This is a genomic window from Streptomyces sp. NBC_00490 (genome assembly GCF_036013645.1).
Lineage (GTDB): Bacteria > Actinomycetota > Actinomycetes > Streptomycetales > Streptomycetaceae > Streptomyces > Streptomyces canus_F.
This window is the reverse complement of record NZ_CP107869.1, coordinates 926,336-942,980: the sequence shown is the minus strand read 5'-3', so window position 1 is coordinate 942,980 and position 16,645 is coordinate 926,336. Positions and strand designations below refer to the sequence as shown.

General features: G+C 69.9%; 17 protein-coding genes. 10 read left to right on the top strand and 7 right to left on the bottom strand.

Going from position 1 to position 16,645, the window contains the following annotated elements; all coding sequences use genetic code 11:
• Positions 1-109: 109 nt before the first annotated feature.
• Positions 110-835 carry a hypothetical protein gene (locus OG381_RS04020; RefSeq protein WP_327714691.1) on the bottom strand — a complete coding sequence of 242 codons (726 nt, stop codon included), beginning with the start codon at positions 833-835 and terminating at the stop codon, positions 110-112.
• 450 nt (positions 836-1,285) lie between these two features.
• Positions 1,286-1,744: an SRPBCC family protein gene (locus tag OG381_RS04015; protein WP_327714690.1), complete on the bottom strand. Its 459-nt coding sequence runs from the start codon at positions 1,742-1,744 to the stop codon at positions 1,286-1,288.
• A gap of 252 nt (positions 1,745-1,996) precedes the next feature.
• On the opposite strand from OG381_RS04015, the gene OG381_RS04010 reads away from it, so the two are divergent.
• Positions 1,997-4,972 (top strand): helix-turn-helix transcriptional regulator, encoded by a 2,976-nt coding sequence (locus OG381_RS04010; protein ID WP_327714689.1) that lies wholly within the window; start codon positions 1,997-1,999, stop codon positions 4,970-4,972.
• Between the two features lie 78 nt (positions 4,973-5,050).
• On the opposite strand, the gene OG381_RS04005 is transcribed toward OG381_RS04010, so the two are convergent.
• Together OG381_RS04005 and OG381_RS04000 are read right to left on the bottom strand one after the other, a co-directional pair.
• Positions 5,051-5,908: a hypothetical protein gene (locus tag OG381_RS04005; protein ID WP_327714688.1), complete on the bottom strand. Its 858-nt coding sequence runs from the start codon at positions 5,906-5,908 to the stop codon at positions 5,051-5,053.
• A gap of 126 nt (positions 5,909-6,034) precedes the next feature.
• Positions 6,035-6,940 carry a hypothetical protein gene (locus tag OG381_RS04000; protein ID WP_327714687.1) on the bottom strand — a complete coding sequence of 302 codons (906 nt, stop codon included), beginning with the start codon at positions 6,938-6,940 and terminating at the stop codon, positions 6,035-6,037.
• A 256-nt stretch (positions 6,941-7,196) separates the two neighbouring features.
• On the opposite strand from OG381_RS04000, the gene OG381_RS03995 reads away from it, so the two are divergent.
• The 6 genes from OG381_RS03995 to OG381_RS03970 all read left to right on the top strand — a co-directional run bounded on the left by OG381_RS03995 (position 7,197) and on the right by OG381_RS03970 (position 13,092).
• On the top strand, positions 7,197-7,946 hold the full coding sequence (locus OG381_RS03995) for an SDR family oxidoreductase (protein ID WP_327714686.1): 750 nt from the start codon (positions 7,197-7,199) through the stop codon (positions 7,944-7,946).
• 354 nt (positions 7,947-8,300) lie between these two features.
• Positions 8,301-9,140, top strand: a complete 840-nt coding sequence (locus tag OG381_RS03990; RefSeq protein ID WP_327714685.1) for a helix-turn-helix transcriptional regulator — start codon at positions 8,301-8,303, stop codon at positions 9,138-9,140.
• Between the two features lie 164 nt (positions 9,141-9,304).
• Positions 9,305-9,898: a TetR/AcrR family transcriptional regulator gene (locus OG381_RS03985; RefSeq protein ID WP_327714684.1), complete on the top strand. Its 594-nt coding sequence runs from the start codon at positions 9,305-9,307 to the stop codon at positions 9,896-9,898.
• A gap of 107 nt (positions 9,899-10,005) precedes the next feature.
• Positions 10,006-10,743 carry an NADPH-dependent F420 reductase gene (locus OG381_RS03980; protein ID WP_327714683.1) on the top strand — a complete coding sequence of 246 codons (738 nt, stop codon included), beginning with the start codon at positions 10,006-10,008 and terminating at the stop codon, positions 10,741-10,743.
• A gap of 261 nt (positions 10,744-11,004) precedes the next feature.
• Positions 11,005-11,706 carry a nitroreductase gene (locus OG381_RS03975; RefSeq protein ID WP_327714682.1) on the top strand — a complete coding sequence of 234 codons (702 nt, stop codon included), beginning with the start codon at positions 11,005-11,007 and terminating at the stop codon, positions 11,704-11,706.
• Positions 11,707-11,751: 45 nt separating this feature from the next.
• A complete protein-coding gene (locus tag OG381_RS03970) occupies positions 11,752-13,092 on the top strand; it encodes an NtaA/DmoA family FMN-dependent monooxygenase (protein WP_327714681.1) in 1,341 nt (446 codons plus the stop codon).
• 33 nt (positions 13,093-13,125) lie between these two features.
• Here OG381_RS03970 and OG381_RS03965 read toward each other — a convergent pair whose 3' ends face one another.
• From OG381_RS03965 to OG381_RS03955, 3 genes are all read right to left on the bottom strand, one after another.
• Positions 13,126-13,731, bottom strand: coding sequence for a dihydrofolate reductase family protein (locus OG381_RS03965; protein ID WP_327714680.1), 606 nt, complete (start codon positions 13,729-13,731; stop codon positions 13,126-13,128).
• A gap of 87 nt (positions 13,732-13,818) precedes the next feature.
• Positions 13,819-13,998: a hypothetical protein gene (locus tag OG381_RS03960; RefSeq protein ID WP_327714679.1), complete on the bottom strand. Its 180-nt coding sequence runs from the start codon at positions 13,996-13,998 to the stop codon at positions 13,819-13,821.
• Between the two features lie 198 nt (positions 13,999-14,196).
• On the bottom strand, positions 14,197-14,616 hold the full coding sequence (locus OG381_RS03955) for an arsenate reductase ArsC (RefSeq protein ID WP_327714678.1): 420 nt from the start codon (positions 14,614-14,616) through the stop codon (positions 14,197-14,199).
• Positions 14,617-14,854: 238 nt separating this feature from the next.
• Between OG381_RS03955 and OG381_RS03950 the strand changes: the two genes are divergently transcribed.
• The 3 genes from OG381_RS03950 (at position 14,855) to OG381_RS03940 (ending at position 16,622) form a co-directional block, all read left to right on the top strand.
• Positions 14,855-15,169 carry an ArsR/SmtB family transcription factor gene (locus OG381_RS03950; RefSeq protein WP_327714677.1) on the top strand — a complete coding sequence of 105 codons (315 nt, stop codon included), beginning with the start codon at positions 14,855-14,857 and terminating at the stop codon, positions 15,167-15,169.
• Positions 15,170-15,206: 37 nt separating this feature from the next.
• Positions 15,207-15,974 (top strand): MIP/aquaporin family protein, encoded by a 768-nt coding sequence (locus OG381_RS03945; protein ID WP_327714676.1) that lies wholly within the window; start codon positions 15,207-15,209, stop codon positions 15,972-15,974.
• An 87-nt stretch (positions 15,975-16,061) separates the two neighbouring features.
• Entirely contained in the window at positions 16,062-16,622 is a 561-nt protein-coding gene (locus OG381_RS03940) for a DM13 domain-containing protein (RefSeq protein WP_327714675.1), read from the top strand.
• Positions 16,623-16,645 lie beyond the last annotated feature (23 nt).

Genomic DNA, 16,645 nt, shown 5'->3' with positions numbered 1-16,645 from the left:
GCAGGAACCGTCCGGTCGGGTCGGGTCGGGTGGCAGTACGGCGTTCGCCGTGAGGGTGCGTACGACCACCACCCGGCCGCCTCGATCAGAGCGCTGACGTCCATGCCACTCAGCCCGCCTGCCGCAGCCGGCCGGCTTCCGGGGTGTCCGCCCGCTGCGGCGCCCGGGTACGGGCCCGGAACGACAGGACCCGTCCCGGCACATCCCCGGCGGACAAGGCGTTGTCGCGCCCGCGTGCTTGCTGCTGCTTCTCGTGGAGGAGGTGCCCTGCGGCGAACCACGCCAGAACGGGTACGACCACGGGCGGCAGCGCTGCGAGCCAGAGGCTGCCCCCGGTCGACGCTCCCGCCGCGGCCGCGGTCAGCGCGGTCAGGAGTACGGTCACCCGCGGCCAGGTCTTCGTGGTGGTGGTGACCACCGCGAGCGCCATCAGCACGTACCAGCCCGCGGTCGCGCCGGGCAGCGCCAGGTAGTCACCGAACAGGGACGACTCGCGCACCGGCCATCCCCGCCCCACGGCGAGTGCGCCGAGCCCGGCCGTGCCGGACAACATCAACGCGATGGCCAGGCGCAGATAGGCCTGCTGATTGCGCTGGGCCAGCCAGAGCAGACTCAGCACCGCCAAGGGCAGTGGGGCGAAGGCGAGGGCCCAGGTCAGCGTGTGTGTCACATCGCCGAGGAACTCCGCTCCTCCATCAACCGCGGCGGTCCCGTAGGGGCGTAGCCCCTCGGCGGCGGATGACGTCCAGTCGGCCCTGACGAAGGGTTCCCCCTCGCGGACGGACACAGCGAGGAGGCCGGAATAGACGAGGACCGTCCCCGCCAAACCCGCCATCGCGCGTCGCAGGCTCCGCCGTACGTGCGCCTGCTTCGACGGGGTCTGGCTGCTATCAGGAGCGTGCCGGGAGCCGCGGCTGCGAAGACCGCAGGCGGCGGCACAACTCACCGGGTGGCCCCGGCATCGTGCGCGATGCTCCGCAGGCGCCGCGTCCTGGCCGCCTCCCACAGCGGCACCACGCGTTCGGTTTTCTTCCCCGGCGCACTCGACTGCGGGGATATGCCGTCCCGAAGCGCTACCTGAGCCACGGCAGCCTCCTGAATCAGTCAGGGGCGCGTCATCCGGGGGCGCGCCGGGTGTTGCTGCTCATTGATCGAATAAGTGGGAACCTCGATCCATTTATTTCTCATGTCGAGCGTGACGTGCGTCACTCTGCGGACAGTGGGGTTGGACATGGAATCGTGGGAGGGGTCGTCTTGCGAGGACTGTGTACTCGTCCTCCCGGCGTCAGCGTGGCGCGATTGCCGCCTCCGCCGCCGACTTGATCCGGGTGCCGAACGCGTCCGCGTCCTTCCTGGCGGCGATGAGGGCCACGCCGACGAGGAGTTTGCCGAGCCCGTGGCCGTCCAGGACGTTGAAGATGCGTACCCGGGTCCTGTCGTCCGGCAAGCCCTCCAGGTCGTAGCCGCCTTCGCGGACCGTCACGCTGTTCTTGGACACCTCGCTCCAGCGGATCCGTACCGGGACTTCGAGTTCGGTGATGCGGAACTCCCTGGCGCTCTTCATGCCGGCGTCCTTGACCGTGCTCTTGAAGACCGTTCCTACGGTGGTGGGGGTTTCGGGGATCCGTTCGATCTTGAGTACCCGGGGGCTGAACTGGGGGTCGTTGCGTCCGTCGGCGAGATAGGCGAACACATCCTCGACGGGCCGGTCGACCTCAACCACCGCTTGGAACTGTCCTGACATGGGGCACTCCTGACCGGTCGAGCCGTGAGGACCGCGCTGCCTTCGTACCGACGGAGGCACCGCGACCTTATGGGACCTTCGGGCTCCGCGCGAGACGAACTGGTGCATCAGGCGACGGCCGTCCGTTCCGGTTCGTCGGCGCCGCGGTTACGGCGATCACCGGGAGAGAATGATGTGTGAGGGGAATGTGAAGGCAAGGGGGTACGGGTGGGGGCGGACGGGGTGGTCGGGGGCAGCGGATACAGGGCTCCGTTGCTGGGCAGGTCCGTCGAACTGGCCCTGTGCGACGCACTGTTGGACCGTGCGGCAGGCGACGCGCGCGGTACGGCGAGGAGCGCGGTGCGGGGTGCGGAGTTCCGTGACGGTGGCCGTTCCCAGCTCGTCGACATCACCGGTGAGGCCGGCATCGGCAAGAGCCGGCTGCTGGGCGAGGTGTGCGCGGGGGCGCGTCGACGCGGAATGCTGGTGCTGCGCGGCAGAGCCACGGAGTACGAGCGTCAGGTGCCGTTCCAGGTGTTCACCGACGCGCTCGCCCACCTCGACCCGCACGTCCTGGACGGCTTCCCGGAGGCCGATGCGGTGGCGACCCTCCTTCAGCGGGGCGGCGCACTCGACCGTTTCGGACTGCACCGGTCCACGGCCGTCCTGCTCGCCCGGCTCGCCGCCCCCTCCGGCCTGTTGCTGGCCCTCGACGACCTGCACTGGGCGGATTCCGCGTCGCTGGAGCTGCTGGACCACCTCGTACGCCATCCCGTGCACGCCCCCGTCGTCCTGGCGGTGACACGCCGTGACCGTCAGAGTCCCGAGTCCCTCGCCGCCCAGCTCACCCGAGGAGTCGACACCGGCTCCGTCGTCAGACTCGGGCTGAGACCGCTGAGCGTTCGCGACTGCGCCGAACTGGCGGGCCCCGGCCTGCCGTTGACCGAGACCGCCGCGCTGCACGCCGCGAGCGAGGGCAACCCGTTCTACTTCCTGACCCTCCTTCAGGCCCACCGTGGGGGTGCGACGACAGAGTCCTCGGCGCCGCCGGGGCTCGGCGCCCTGCTGCTGGACGAACTCGGCGTGCTCGCCCCCTCCCGGCGCGGCATGGTCGAGGCCGTGGCCGTACTGGGTGAGCACGCCACCCCAGCGATGGTGAGCCGGGTGACCGGCCGCTCCGGCCCCGCGTTCACCGACGACGTCCACGCTCTCACCCGCCGCGACCTGCTGCGCGCCACCCCGCAAGGCCTGCTGACCCTGCGGCATCCGGTCGTGCGAACCCTTGTCCACGAAGGCACGCCCTTTTTGAGACGCGTCGAGATTCACCGGCTCGCCGCACAGGAGCTGGCCCGCGTCGGTGCCTCGGCGGCCGAGCGAGCCCACCATGTGGAACGGTCGCTGACCTCCTGGGACCCGGCGGCGGTGGCCGTGCTCGACGAGGCCGCCGCACGAACCGCCCGGACGGCCCCGAGGAGCTGCGCCCACTGGCTCGAAGTGGCGTTGCGCCACCTTCCGGACACTCCCGAACACGCGGCCCGCCGAGGCGAGTTGGCCCTGCGACGGGCCCGCGCACTGGCCGCGTGCGGTGGCCTGCGCGAGAGCCGCGACCTGCTCCAAGAGCTGATCGTCACCCCGCACCGGTCACCCGTCGGCCCGACCGCCGGCCGCGACCAGGACAAGAACCAGGACCAGGACAAGAACCAGGACCAGGACCAGGACCAGGACCTAAGAGTGCGCGCGGTCGTACTGTGCGCGCTGGTGGAGCGTCATCTGGGGCGCTCCACCGAGGCCGTCGCGTTGTTACGCCGCGAGCTGGCCCGCGGTCCCGCGCCGGCTCACGTCGTCCGGCTCGGCCTGGAGCTCGGCTCGGCCGCGCCCCAGGACAGCGATACCTCGTACGCCGAGGTGCGCACCGAGGTCGAGGCGGCCCTCACGGCGGCCCGGTCCACGGGGGACGAGGTCGGGGAGGCGGGTGTCCTCGCCGTCGCCGCTCTGGGAGAGGCGTACGAGGGCAACATGGCCGCGGCACACCGGTTCGCCCGGCAGGCCGCCGCCCTGGTCGACTCCCTGCCCGACAACGACCTCACGGCGCTGTGCGAACCCCTGGCCCGACTCGGCTGGGCGGAGGCCTTCCTGGAGCACTACCCCGACGCGGAGCGGCATGCCGAGCGCGGCCTCGACATCGCCCGCCGCAGCGGACAGCTCTACGTCGTGCCCCATCTGCTGCTGTGCCTGTCGCATGTCCGCCTGCAGACCTGCCGGATCTCCTCGGCTCTGGAACTCGCCGACCAGGCCGAGGACATCGCCCGGGGGATCGGCAGCGACCAGTTGCTCGCCTTCGTTCTGGCGAGCAGGGCCGCGGCGCTCGTCGCCGGCTGCCCGCCGGGGGATCCGCGCCCCCTCGCCGTCGCCGACGAGGCTGTGGCCGCGGCCGGTACCGGGGTCAACTGGTGGGCTTCCACGGCCTGGTGCATCTTCGGGTGGGCCGCGCTGATGGCCGGCGATCCGATCCGCGCCCGGGAAGCGATATTCCGGGCGGGCGGCCCCGAACTGCAACGGATCCAGCCCTCGATGCGACCGCTCTACCTGGAGATCCTGGTCACGTCCGCACTGGTGACGGGGAAGTTCGAGGAGGCCCGTGGCTGGGCCGAGCGAGCCCGCAAGGAGGCGGAACAACTGGGGCTGCCGATGCAGCGGGCCTCCGCGCTGCGCAGCGCCGCTCATCTGCCGCTCGCGCAGGCGGACACGGCAGCGGCGGCGGACCTGTTCGCTGAGGCCGCGGCGGAAAGCGCCCGCTGTGGCGCGCTCTTCTGGGAGGCCCACTCCCTGCTGCTCGGCGCCCCGCTGGAAGCGGCTGCGGGCCGCGGCCGGGACGGCACGCACGCCTGGCGCAGGGGGCGCCGGCTCGCCGAGTCGGGCGGCAGCGGAATGCTGCTCGGCCTCGCCGACGTCACCCGTCCCCCTGGCGGCGGCTCCGAGACTGTGTACGGCTCATCGGGTCGCGCCCAACTCACCGAACGGCTGGCCACCCTGACCGTCCGGGAGCTGGAGATAGCCGAACTGGTCGCGCAGGGGCTCACCAGCCAGGCCATCGCGGACCGTCTCTACGTCAGCCGGCGCACCGTCGAGACCCATGTCTCCCGAGCCTTCCGCAAGACCGGGGTCTCCTCGCGTACCGCCCTGGCCACGCTGATGGCCCGCCGCCGCACGGGAAGCCGTTTCGGGGACGCCCGCGCGGAGGGGGAGTGAGCCCGGCCCGGGTGCCCCCTCGGCGGTGATCCGTGAGGCTGTCCGGGCCGGTCACCGTGGTCTTGGCCGGGACGCGGCCTACTTGACGTCGACGAAGTCGCCGGTCGCCTTCGCGGTGCCGGTCGTTGTGGTGCCGGCGAAGGCGAAGCGGTAGTAGCCGTCGGTGCCCGCCTTGGTCGTGGTGCTGAGGGTGCCGGTGCTGCTGGTCTTGACCGTCTTGAGGGTGGTGTAGGTGCTGCTGCCCTTCTTGCGGAACTGCAACTGCACCGGCTGGGCCGCGTATCCCGCGTACTTGCCCGTGGTCCAGTTCGCGCGGCTCAGCTTGCCGGTGACCGTGATGGTCTTGCCCTTCTTCACCGGCTCCGGGGAGGCGTTGGCGGTCAGCTTGGCCGCGCGCTTGATCTTGGTTCTGGTGACGTCGTCGTCGTAACTGGCGTTCGCGTAGAGGTCGTAGGCGCCCAGGAAGACCTTCCAGGTTCCCGCGGTGCCGTTGCCGTCCTTGAAGGCGACCGCGGGGTCGATGGTGAAGACCGTCTTGCAGCTGTAGCTGTATCCGCCGTCGACCGGTGTCTCCGTGCAGGTGGGGTAGTCGTCCGACTCCAGGGCGCCGGTGATGGTGTCCGTGCTCGAACTGTCGGTGCCCTGCCACAGGAACGCCTGGGTGATGGCCACACCTTCCACGTCGAAGGCGGTGAACGTGACGGGAACGGCCTTCTTGCCGCTGACGCCGAGAACGATGTCCTTGCCCGCGTTGACGACCCCGTCCGAGAAGGTGGTGCCGCCCAGCGCGTCCTGCGGCTCGACGCTCGGCGAGGCGAACGCGAGGAGGTCCGTCGCCGCACCGGGATGCTCCGCTGCCTGGGCGGCACTCGGAAGAACGAGCGCCGAAAGTACGACGGCGCCGGAAAGGACGGTGGCAGCAGCGCGTATGCGCATGTGATTCCCCAAGGTGATGTCGGATGGCCCTGTCGAACTGTCTTTGTGGCAAGGCCTGTTGATGTGGTGGTCCTGTTGATGTGGTGGTGAAGAGGTCGGTGCACGCTCGGATCCCGCCCGGGAGACTCAGGGCCTGGGAGAGCGCAGGACGTCGTCGATGTCGAAGCTGGTCTCGGGCGTGGGGTAGAGATCCGTCGGGTAGAGCTCCGTCGGGTAGAGGTCTGTCGGTTGGGAGCCCGGTGTGGGTACATCGGCCGGGTCGGCGGTGGGCTTGCCGTCCGGGCTGCACACCCGCGGTGCCGAGGGCTGGGACAGCTCGTAGTCGGCGACCCGCTTCGACCGGAAGTCCACCGGGGCGCTGTCCCAGCGGCTCTCGTCGCCGCCGACCTCGATCTCCTCCGGAAGTTCCTTGCTCGTCAGCGGCTTGCCCACGGTGATCGAGAGGAGGGCGCCTTCGCAGGGGCTGCGGTCACTCGCGTAGAGGGACTTGGGCAGGGCGATCTTCCGCTCGCTGCTCGCGTCCGTTCGGAGTTCGACGCGCTTCACCCGGCGGATGTCGAAGTAGTAGACGGGTCGCGTCCCGTCCGAGAGACGTTCGCCGCGGTCGCCGTCCGCGACGCCGTACACCAGCTTCCAGAACTCGACCTGCACGGTGATCTCACGGCAGAGCGGGCCGTTGTATCCCGGCTGGCTGACTACCTGCACCGTGTTGTCGTCGTCGTAGTTCTCCTTGGGAGTGTTGACGACGAGCCCAACCCAGTCGCTGGATTCCTCGGCCGTCCACCCCTTGTTGTCGTGGCAGCCGGACGCCCCGGTCGGATACGGGGGAGTGAGGGACGGGGTCGGCGAAGGGCTCGGCGACTCCGACACCACCGTCGCGCTCTCGGACGGGTCCCCGGAAAGAGAAGTGCCCTGGCTGCCGGAACAACCCCCGGTGAACAGGACGGCCACGGCGAGGCCCGCGACGACGGGCACCACGGAGGCTTTCCGCTCGATCCTCGGCATCGGCGCCTTCACGCTCGGTGTCGTCATAAACGCAAGGAAACGGCACAGATGTCAGGGACACATCGGTAGGAGTACGTAATCCGTTACGTATGTGCCACCGCTGCCTGTCCGCCGCGTGCTCAGGGCGCCGTCACGAGGATGGGCCGGCGGCTATGGCCTCTGTCGACTCAGCCAGAGACCGCCGATCCATGGATAAACCTTCCTCTCCCGCCCCTGCACGGACGCTTCTACGGTCGAGGCCGCGGACGCTCAACGGCCCGCCGTACCGAAGGAGCAAGACCCCATGAAGATGACCGGCAACACGATCCTGATCACTGGCGGAACCTCGGGCATCGGCCTCGGGCTGGCCCTGCATCTGCACGAGGCCGGCAACAAGGTGATCGTCGCCGGCCGGCGCAAGGAACTCCTCGACGAGATCACGGCCGAGCACCCGGGCATCGACGCCCTCGTCCTCGATGTCGCCGACCCCGACTCGATCGCCCGCGCCCGTGAGACCGTGGCGGCCAGCCACCCGGGGCTGAACGTCCTGGTGAACAACGCCGGCATCATGCTGCGGGAGGACCTCCTCGACCCGGTCGGGCTCACGGTCGCCGAGGACCACGTGACCGTCAACCTGCTCGGCACGATCCGGATGACGTACGCCTTCCTGCCGCTGCTGGTGGGCAAGGACGACGCGGTCCTCATGAACGTCACCTCCGCGCTGGCGTTCGTCCCGTACCAGAGCACCCCGACCTACAGCGCGACCAAGGCCGCGCTGCACTCCCTCTCCGAGAGCCTGCGCATCCAGCTCGCCGGTGCCGACGCCGGCGTCCAGGTGATCGAAGTGGTCCCGCCGGGCGTGCGCACAACCCTGCTGGGACAGCAGGACAGCGACCAGTCCATGCCGTTGGACGACTTCCTCACCGAGACCCTCGACCTGCTGCGCGAGAAGCCCGACGCGAAGGAGCTGGTCGTCGAGCGCGCCGGGTTCATCCGCGACGCGGTGGCCAACGGCTCCTACGACGACGTCCTCGCCATGATCAGCGGCAGCTGACCGACCTGTGGTGACCCCGCCTCGGCGTGATCCTCACCGAAGGGAAGCGTCATCGGCTGCGCCTCGGTCGTCGCACAGGTAGCGGCCGACTCCGTCCCGGGTGGCGAGAGGCGCGAGTGCCCGGCCGACACGGCGAACACCGTCGTGCGGGCCGGTTCAGGCGACGAGGCCCGTTTGACGTCCTCGACGGGCCTCCCGCCGCATGCCCTCTCCCAGAGGCCGGTGACCCTCGGGTCGGCTGGCTGCGAGCGCCTCCCGCCCTCCGTGAGCAGCTGCACGTGGGCGGGAGATGAGTGCTCATCCATGGATCGGCGGTCTCTGGATAGCCGGGACGGATGAGGCGAGGATGGCGGCATGGACAAGAAGGAACTGGCGGCGTTCCTGCGTCACCGGCGTGAGACGCTGCGGCCCCGCGATGTCGGGCTGGTCGAGGGGCCGCGCAGGCGTACGCAGGGGCTGCGGCGCGAGGAGGTCGCGCAGCTCGCCGGTATGTCCACCGACTACTACGCCCGGCTGGAACAGCAGCGTGCTCCGCAGCCCTCCGTCCAGATCACCGCGGCCCTCGCCCGGGCACTGCGGCTGTCCCTGGACGAGCGCGACCATCTCTTCGTCCTCATCGGCCACAACGCCCCGGCCCGCTTCCACCGCTCCGACCACGTCAGCCCGACGCTGCTGCGGGTCCTGGACCGCCTGGACGACTCCCCGGCCATGGTGCAGACCGACCTGCTCGACACCCTCGCGATGAACCCCTTGGCCGTCGCGCTGCTCGGCGACCAGACCCGCCACACCGGTCTGGCCAGCAGCGCCTACTACCGCTGGTTCATGGACCCGGCCGACCGTCTGATGGTTCCCGAGGAGAACCGCGAACGCCACGGCCGCGCCCAGGCGGCCCGCCTGAGGGCCGCGCTGACATCCGGCAGCGACACTCCCCGGGCCGCCCGGATCCTCGCCGAACTCCAGGAACACAGCCCCGAGTTCGTCCGCATGTGGGAACTTCAAGAGGTCGCGCAACGCTACGACGACTGCAAGACCGTCCTCCATCCGGAACTCGGCCGTATTGATGTCGATGCCCAGCTCCTGTTCACCGAGAACCGCGCTCAGGCCCTGGTGGTGCTGACCACTCGCCCCGGCACGGAGAGCCACAGCAAACTCGAGCTGCTCTCCGTCATCGGACACCAGCAGCTCACCCCCTGACGTCCCGGGCCGGGGGACGGGTTCGCGCGTACGCGGCCCAGCCGCCTCGTCCAAGTGATCAGCCGCCGGTTTGACCGGATGCCGCCTCCGTTTTACTCTTGAGTCCATACGGAGGCAGCATCCGCTTTGCTGTCGCCATCAGATCACGAGACGCAGGAGGGCGTATGAGCGCCGACGAACAGCGAGGACGCAAGCCCCGCGCGGACGTCCAGCGCAACCGTGCGGCCCTCCTGGAGACCGCGCAGCGCCACTTCCTCCAGCACGGGGTCGGCACCTCCCTCGAAGCGGTGGCCAAGGAGGCGGGCGTCGGGCCCGGCACCCTGTACCGGCACTTCCCCACCCGGGAAGCGCTGCTGGCGGCCGTACTGCAGACGCGCTCCGAGGAACTGGTCGCCCGCCAGGCCGACATCGACCAGCTCGGCGACCCGGCCGAGGCGCTGGAGCAGTGGCTGCGGGCGATGGAGGAGTACTTCAGCGCCTTCAGCGGGCTGCCGGACCCGCTCATGGCAGCGGCCCGGGCGCAGGAGCCGGACAACCCGCTCACGATTCCCTGCCACATCCTCATCTCCGCCACCGACCAGTACGTGCGGACCGCGCAGCTCGCGGGGCGCGTGCGCGCGTCGGTGCGCGGAGAGGACCTGTTCCTCGCCGCCTGTTCCGTCGCCTGGATCAAGGGCACCGGCACCGAGGAGGAGTCACTCGACCGGCTCCGCACCCTCATTGCGAGCGGCTACCGCGAGCAAGGCGCACAGGCGTAAAGCGCCGGGCACTCCGCCGCCCTGACCCCTGCCGCGCCAGGCGGCATCACCACACGGCCATCACCTCGCGCTGCCCTCGGGGCGGCATAACCTCTCAAGGACAAATCATGAAAATCACTGTTATAGGCGCCGGTGCCATCGGCGGGAACCTCGCCGCCAAGCTCAGCACGGCCGGTCACGACGTGCAGGTGGCCGACGCCCGCGGCCCCGCGGTCGTCAGGGCGGAGGTGCTGGAGTCCGGGGCCCGTGCCGTGGACCTTGCCGAGGCCGTTCAGGGCCGGGACGTCATCATCCTGTCGATCCCGTTCGGGGTGGCGGGCCAGTTGGCAGACGTGTTCGCGTCGGTGCCCGACGAGACGGTGGTCATCGACACCGCGAACTACTACCCCGGCATGCTCAGCGAACCGATCGAGGTGGTGGACAACGGCCAGGTGGAGAGCCTGTACACCGCCGAGCTGCTCGGCCGCCCCGTCACCAAGGCGTGGAACGCCGCGCTGGCCGAGACCCAGCGGACCAAGGGCGTCCCGGCCGGAACACCCGGACGCCTCGCCATCCCCGTCTCCGGCGACAGCGAGCAGGCGCGGAAGGTGGCCATGAGTCTGGTGGACGACACCGGCTTCGACCCCTACGACGCCGGCCCCCTGGCCGACTCCTGGCGCCAGCAGCCCAACAGCCCCGCCTACTGCACCGAGTTGACCGTCGACGAACTCCCGGCAGCCCTGGCCGCGGCCGACCGCGCCAAAGACGCGGCCATCCGCGACAGCCTCCCCGAACGCATCGCCGCCCTCGGCGCCAACCCCACCGTCGACGACGTCGTCGAGATGAACCGAGCCGCCCACCGCTGAACCAACCCCAGCGCCGCCCTCGCGCACGCAACGAACGAGAGCGGCCTCACAAAGCGAACACCAAGAGCGCACAGTCCCCGCGCTGCAGCCCGCAGACCGCAGTCTCGGCACGCCGCTGCCCGCGAGCACCCGCATGCCCGCCGGCGCCCCCAGAACGCGCCGCAGCCGGCCCCGCACGGCCTGCCCCTCGCATGGCCCGCCGTACGGCACCCCGCCGTGGCCGCCGTGGCGGTGACTGCGCGCCCATGGAGAGGAACCGCCGTGCCCGGCACCACATCACCCTTCACCGACATCGCGCGCTCCCGACGCTCCCCCCGAAGGTTCCTGCCCACCGCCCTGTCCTCTTCGGACATCCGCGGCGTGCTGGAAGACGCACAGACCGCGCCCTCGAACAGCAACACCCAGCCATGGACGGTGCACGTTGTCTCGGGTGCGGCGCGCGACGCCCTGGCCAAGGACCTGCTCCGGGCCGAGGAGGAGGGACGGACCTCGTCGGATTTCACCGACGGCTACGGCGAGGAGGGTGTCTACGTCGAGCGGTCGCGGGCCCTGGGCGCGAGTGTCTACCGGGCCAGGGGCGTCGAGCGCTCGGACCAGGGCGGCAGGAGGGCGGCGGTCCGCGAGAACCTGGAGTTCTACGGTGCTCCCCATGCCGCCTTCCTGTTCATGCCGGCCCTGGGCGACGGGGTACGGACGGCCGGCGACATCGGGATGTACGCGCAGAACTTCCTGCTCTCGCTGGCGGCCCGGGGGCTGGCCGGCATCCCGCAGACCATCCTCGGCGTCTACGCCGACACCGTCCGCGAGTTCCTGGATGTCCCCGCGGAGCTCAAGCTGCTGTTCGGCATCTCCTTCGGCATGGCTGACCCGGCGGCGCCGGTGAACACCCTTCGCACAGAGCGGGTTCCACTGCAGCGGAGCGTGGTCCTGCATGACACCCCGGGAGTCCTCGACAGGCCGTAGGTCCTGCGCCCGCACCGTATTTGGTAATTCGGAGGAGAAGTAACCGTGACGAGCCGACAGATGGTCCTGGGCATGCAGTTCAGCGGCGGATACGGCGCCGCACCCGGGGCCTGGCGGCTACCGGGTGCGAACCTGAACAGCTATACGGACATGGACCAGTTCGTGCGTTACGGGCAGGCCGCCGAGCGCGGCAAGATCCAGCTGCTGTTCATCGCCGACACCCCGGTCCTGGACGTCGACCTCGACCACCATGCCCCGCACCACATGATCGACCCGCTGCTGATCCTGACCGTCCTCGCACGCGAGACCGAGCGGATCGGCCTGGTCACCACCGCCTCCACCACGTTCACCGAGCCCTACAATCTCGCCCGCCAGTTCAAGGCCCTGGACGTGATCAGCCACGGCCGGGCCGGCTGGAACGCCGTGACCACCTCCGCCCCGGCCGCCGCGGCGAACTTCGGCGCGACGATCCCGCCGCGCGCGGAGAAGTACGAGCGTGCCCACGAGGTCATCCAGATCGTGCAGGGGCTGTGGGGCAGCTGGGATCAGGACGCCTGGCTGCTCGACGTCGACGGCAAGCGCTTCGCCGACATGGACAAGTTCCGGCCGGTCAACTTGCAGGGCAAGCACGTCGCCTCCCGCGGCCCACTGCCCATTCCCCCGTCCGAGCAGGGCCAGCCGGTCATCTTCCAGGCAGGCGGCGGCAGTTACGGCCTGGAACTCGCGGGCCGTTACGCCAGCGGCGTCTACGCCAACCCGTACACCGTCGAGGACGCCCGGGCCCAGCGCCAGGCCCTGCGGGACGCGGCCGAGCGCGCCGGACGCGACCCGGACGAGGTGAAGATGCTCGCCGGGTTCATGCCGACCATCGCCCCCTCCCGCCAGGCCGCCCTTCAACGGCGCCGCTTCCTGGACGAGGTCGTCGACCTGAACCAACGCGTCGCCTACCTCGGCGCCATGATCGGCCTCCCGCTCGGCCCCGCCCAGCTCGACGAGCCCCTGACCGCCGACCAACTCGCCGACGCCGTACCCAGCCCGCAGGACCCACGCTCCGCCCGTGCCCTCGAAGTGGTCCGGCAAGGCTGGAAGCTGCGTGACGTGCTCGCCCACGGAGTCATCGATTACCACCCGGTGGTCGCCGGTACCGCCGCCGACACGGCCGATCACATGCAGCAGTGGTTCGAGGCAGGGGCCTGCGACGGCTTCTCGATCGCCATCGACAGCTACCACGACGGCTTCGACACCTTCGTCGACCAGGTCGTCCCCATCCTTCAGGAACGCGGCCTGTTCCACGACGACTACGAAGGCACCACCCTGCGCGAGAACCTCGGCGCCCACGACCAGTACGGCCTGGACCCGCGCCTCACGAACCCGGCCCGGTCATGACTCCACAAGAGGGCGACCCCATGGGGTGCCTGACTAGTAACTGTCGTAACTGGGCTTGCCGTTCGGCCGGTAGACGCCGACGACGGTGCCGCCCTTCGTCGTCGAGACGCTGACCGGCTCCAGCGCCGTGGGGATCGCTCCGTCGGCGAACAGCCGCTTGCCGGTGCCGATGATCACCGGATGGATGGTCAGCCGGAACTCGTCGACCAGGCCGTGCCGCATGAGGGTCTGGGCGAGGTCGCCGCTGCCGACGACGTTGATGTCGCCGCCGTCGGACGCCTTGAGATCGCGTACGGCGTCGGCGATGTCGCCCTCCAGCAGCGTGGAGTTCTGCCACTCGAGGGACGTCAGGGTCCGGGAGGCCACGTACTTGTGCATGCTGTTCATCCGCTCGGTGAACGGGTTGGCGGGGTCGGCGGTCGGCCAGTACGACGCGAAGATCTCGTACGTCTTGCGGCCGAGCAGCATCGCGTCGGCGGGCTCGTACCAACCGGCGATGGCCGCGCCGACCTCCTCGTCGTCCACCGGCTTCTGCCAGCCGCCGTGCTCGAAGCCGCTCTCAGCGTCCTCGTCCGGACCGCCCGGCGCCTGCATGACGCCGTCCAGGGTCAGGAACGTGCAAACAATGATCTCGCGCATGGTGCGCTCCCTTCGTCGACAGGTAGACCGCACAGCCGCCGAAAACTCATCGGCCGAACCCTCGCGGGGCAGCACAAGGGCGCTGTCTCATCGCCTCAGGATGATGACGTGGCCGTCCGGGCCCGTGAGGGTGAGCGTGCGGGCGGTTACGCGGGCCTCGTAGGTCCCTGCGGGGGGTACGACGTCGACGTGGTCGGGCGGGTAGCAGTCGATTGCCGTCGTCGCGTACTCGCTGTCGAAGGTGACCGCGGACCGGTCGGCATGCACGACTGCCTCGCCCTTGAGGCTGTTGCATCCGTCGTGGCCGGTGAGGGTGCGTTTGTGGTCGCAAGGGCTGTGGAGGCGAGGAGCAAGGTCCGCTTCATGACCTTGTGACGCGGCGCCAAGGAGAAGGGTTCCGGTATTGCTTTGACTGCGCTGCGCAGCGTCGTCATGGCTTTTCCCCGGTTCCGTCGGTCGCCGGGGTCACGCCTCCCGCTTCGCGTCGATCTCGGCGATCAAAGCCTCGATGCGCGTCTTGATCTCGTCCCGGATCGGGCGGACAGCCTCGACGCCCTTGCCCGCCGGGTCCTCCAGGGCCCAGTCGAGGTACGTCTTGCCGGGGAAGACCGGGCAGGCGTCGCCGCAGCCCATGGTGATGACGTAGTCGGACGCCTGGACGGCCTCCGTGGTCAGGATCTTCGGCTCGGCCGCGGAGATGTCGACGCCGACCTCCTTCATGGCCTCGACCGCGGACGGGTTGACCTGTTCGCCGGGGACGGAGCCGGCGGAGCGGACCTCGATCCGGTCGCCCGCGAGGTGGGTCAGGAAACCGGCGGCCATCTGGGAGCGCCCGGCGTTGTGGACGCAGACGAAGAGCACGGAGGCGAGCGGGCTGGAGGACATGGGTGCTTCCTTAGGGCGAGGAGTGCGAGGTGTACGGGGTCCAGGCGCTCAGCGGCGAGTCGAGCAGTTCGGTGATGCGGGGTGGATCTCGTCGCGGATGCGGCGCACGTCGGCGATCGGGGCGCCCTCGGGGTCGGTGACCGGTCAGTCCAGGTTGGACTCCCCGGATGTGGGGATGCGGATCCCAGGGTTCAGCCCGGGCTGGTATCAGCTCGGACTGATGTGAAAATATCAGCCCATGATGACGTCGGTCGACACTGATCTGATGCGGGTTCTCGCGGACCCGCTCCGCCTCCAGATCATCACCCTGCTCGCGAGGGAGACGCTCTGCAGCACGCACCTGATCGAGGAGACGGGGGCCAAGCAGACCAACCTCTCCAATCATCTGAAGGTGCTGCGCGAGGCCGGGGTCGTGGAGACCGAGCCCTGCGGCCGGTTCACCTACTACCGGCTCAAGTCCGACGTCATCGCCACCCTCGCGGGGCAGTTCGCCGACCTGGCGGAGACCGCGCGCGCCACCGCCGAGAACAACGTCAAGCGGTCCTGCCCCTGATCACCGTCGCTACGGCGACTGCAATGAAGGAGTCCTGTTGACCGCCACCGAGGCCGTCGAGCACGACAGAACCGGGGAGCCGCAGCCCGCGCCGGGCGCCACGCCACCCCGTACCCCGCTGGCCTCCCGAGCCGCGGCCGAACTGCTCGGTACCGCACTCCTCGTCGCCATCGTGATCGGCTCCGGTATCCAGGCGACCGAACTCACGCAAGACGTCGGCATCCAGTTGCTGGCGAACTCGATCGCCACCGTCTTCGGCCTCGGCATTCTGATCCTGCTGCTCGGCCCGGTGTCGGGTGCGCACTTCAACCCCGTCGTCACGCTGGCCGAGTGGTGGACCGCACGACGCGGCGGCGACGGTGTCACGGCCCGCGAGGTCGCCGTGTACGTCCCCGCGCAGATCGTCGGCGCGATCGCGGGCGCCGTCCTGGCGGACGCGATGTTCGGCAAGCCCTTGGTGGAGTGGTCCACGCACGACCGCTCAGCCGGTCATCTGCTGCTGGGCGAGGTGGTGGCCACCGCCGGGCTCATCCTGCTGATCTTCGGCCTCGCCCGCACGAACCAGCTCCGGTTCGCACCCGTGGCCGTGGCCTCGTACATCGGTGCCGCCTACTGGTTCACGTCCTCCACGTCCTTCGCCAACCCGGCGGTGACAATCGGCCGGACCTTCAGCGACACCTTCGCGGGCATCGCGCCGGGCTCGCTGCTGGGCTTCATCGGCGCCCAACTCGTGGGCGGGATCGTCGGTCTGGCACTGGTGGCGCTCATCTTCGTACGCGGCCGGTCCGCGGAATCCCCGGCGTAAGACTTCCGTCACCTTTCGCGGACCGTAAGAGGGTCGTCCGTTGCGTTGAATGGGCGGTGACAAAAGCTTGCGGGAGGCGAGGCGGTAATGGGGCGGACGCAAAAGGCGCTGCGGGGGCGGCTGTTCATCAGCGGCCTGGTGGTGGCCGTCGCCGCGGTGGGGTTCGGGCTGTACTGGTTCCAGCCCTGGAAGCTGTGGCAGGACGAGACGGTGGACGAGGCGCTGCCCGGTGCCGTGGCCGGCTCCGCGCCTCCCGCGGTCGCGCCCTCCGCCGGCGCCTCCGCGGCTGCGGGGCCGCGGACACTGGCGAGTGGCGAACTGCTCAGCCATGAGCACTCCACCTCGGGCACGGTGAAGCTGGTACGGCTCGCCGACGGCACCCACGTCGTCCGGCTGGAGCAGCTCGACACGAGCAACGGCCCGGACCTGCGGGTGTGGTTGACCGATGCGCCGGTGAAGGAGGGGCCGGACGGCTGGCGGGTGTTCGACGACGGGGAGTACGTCAGTCTCGGCAAGCTCAAGGGGAACAAGGGCAGTCAGAACTACACCGTTCCCGAGGACGTGGACCTGTCCCGCTACAGCAGCGTCAGCATCTGGTGCGACCGCTTCGACGTCTCCTTCGGCGCGGCGGAACTGGCCCGCGCCTGAAGGAGGTTGACGGTCGCCCGGGG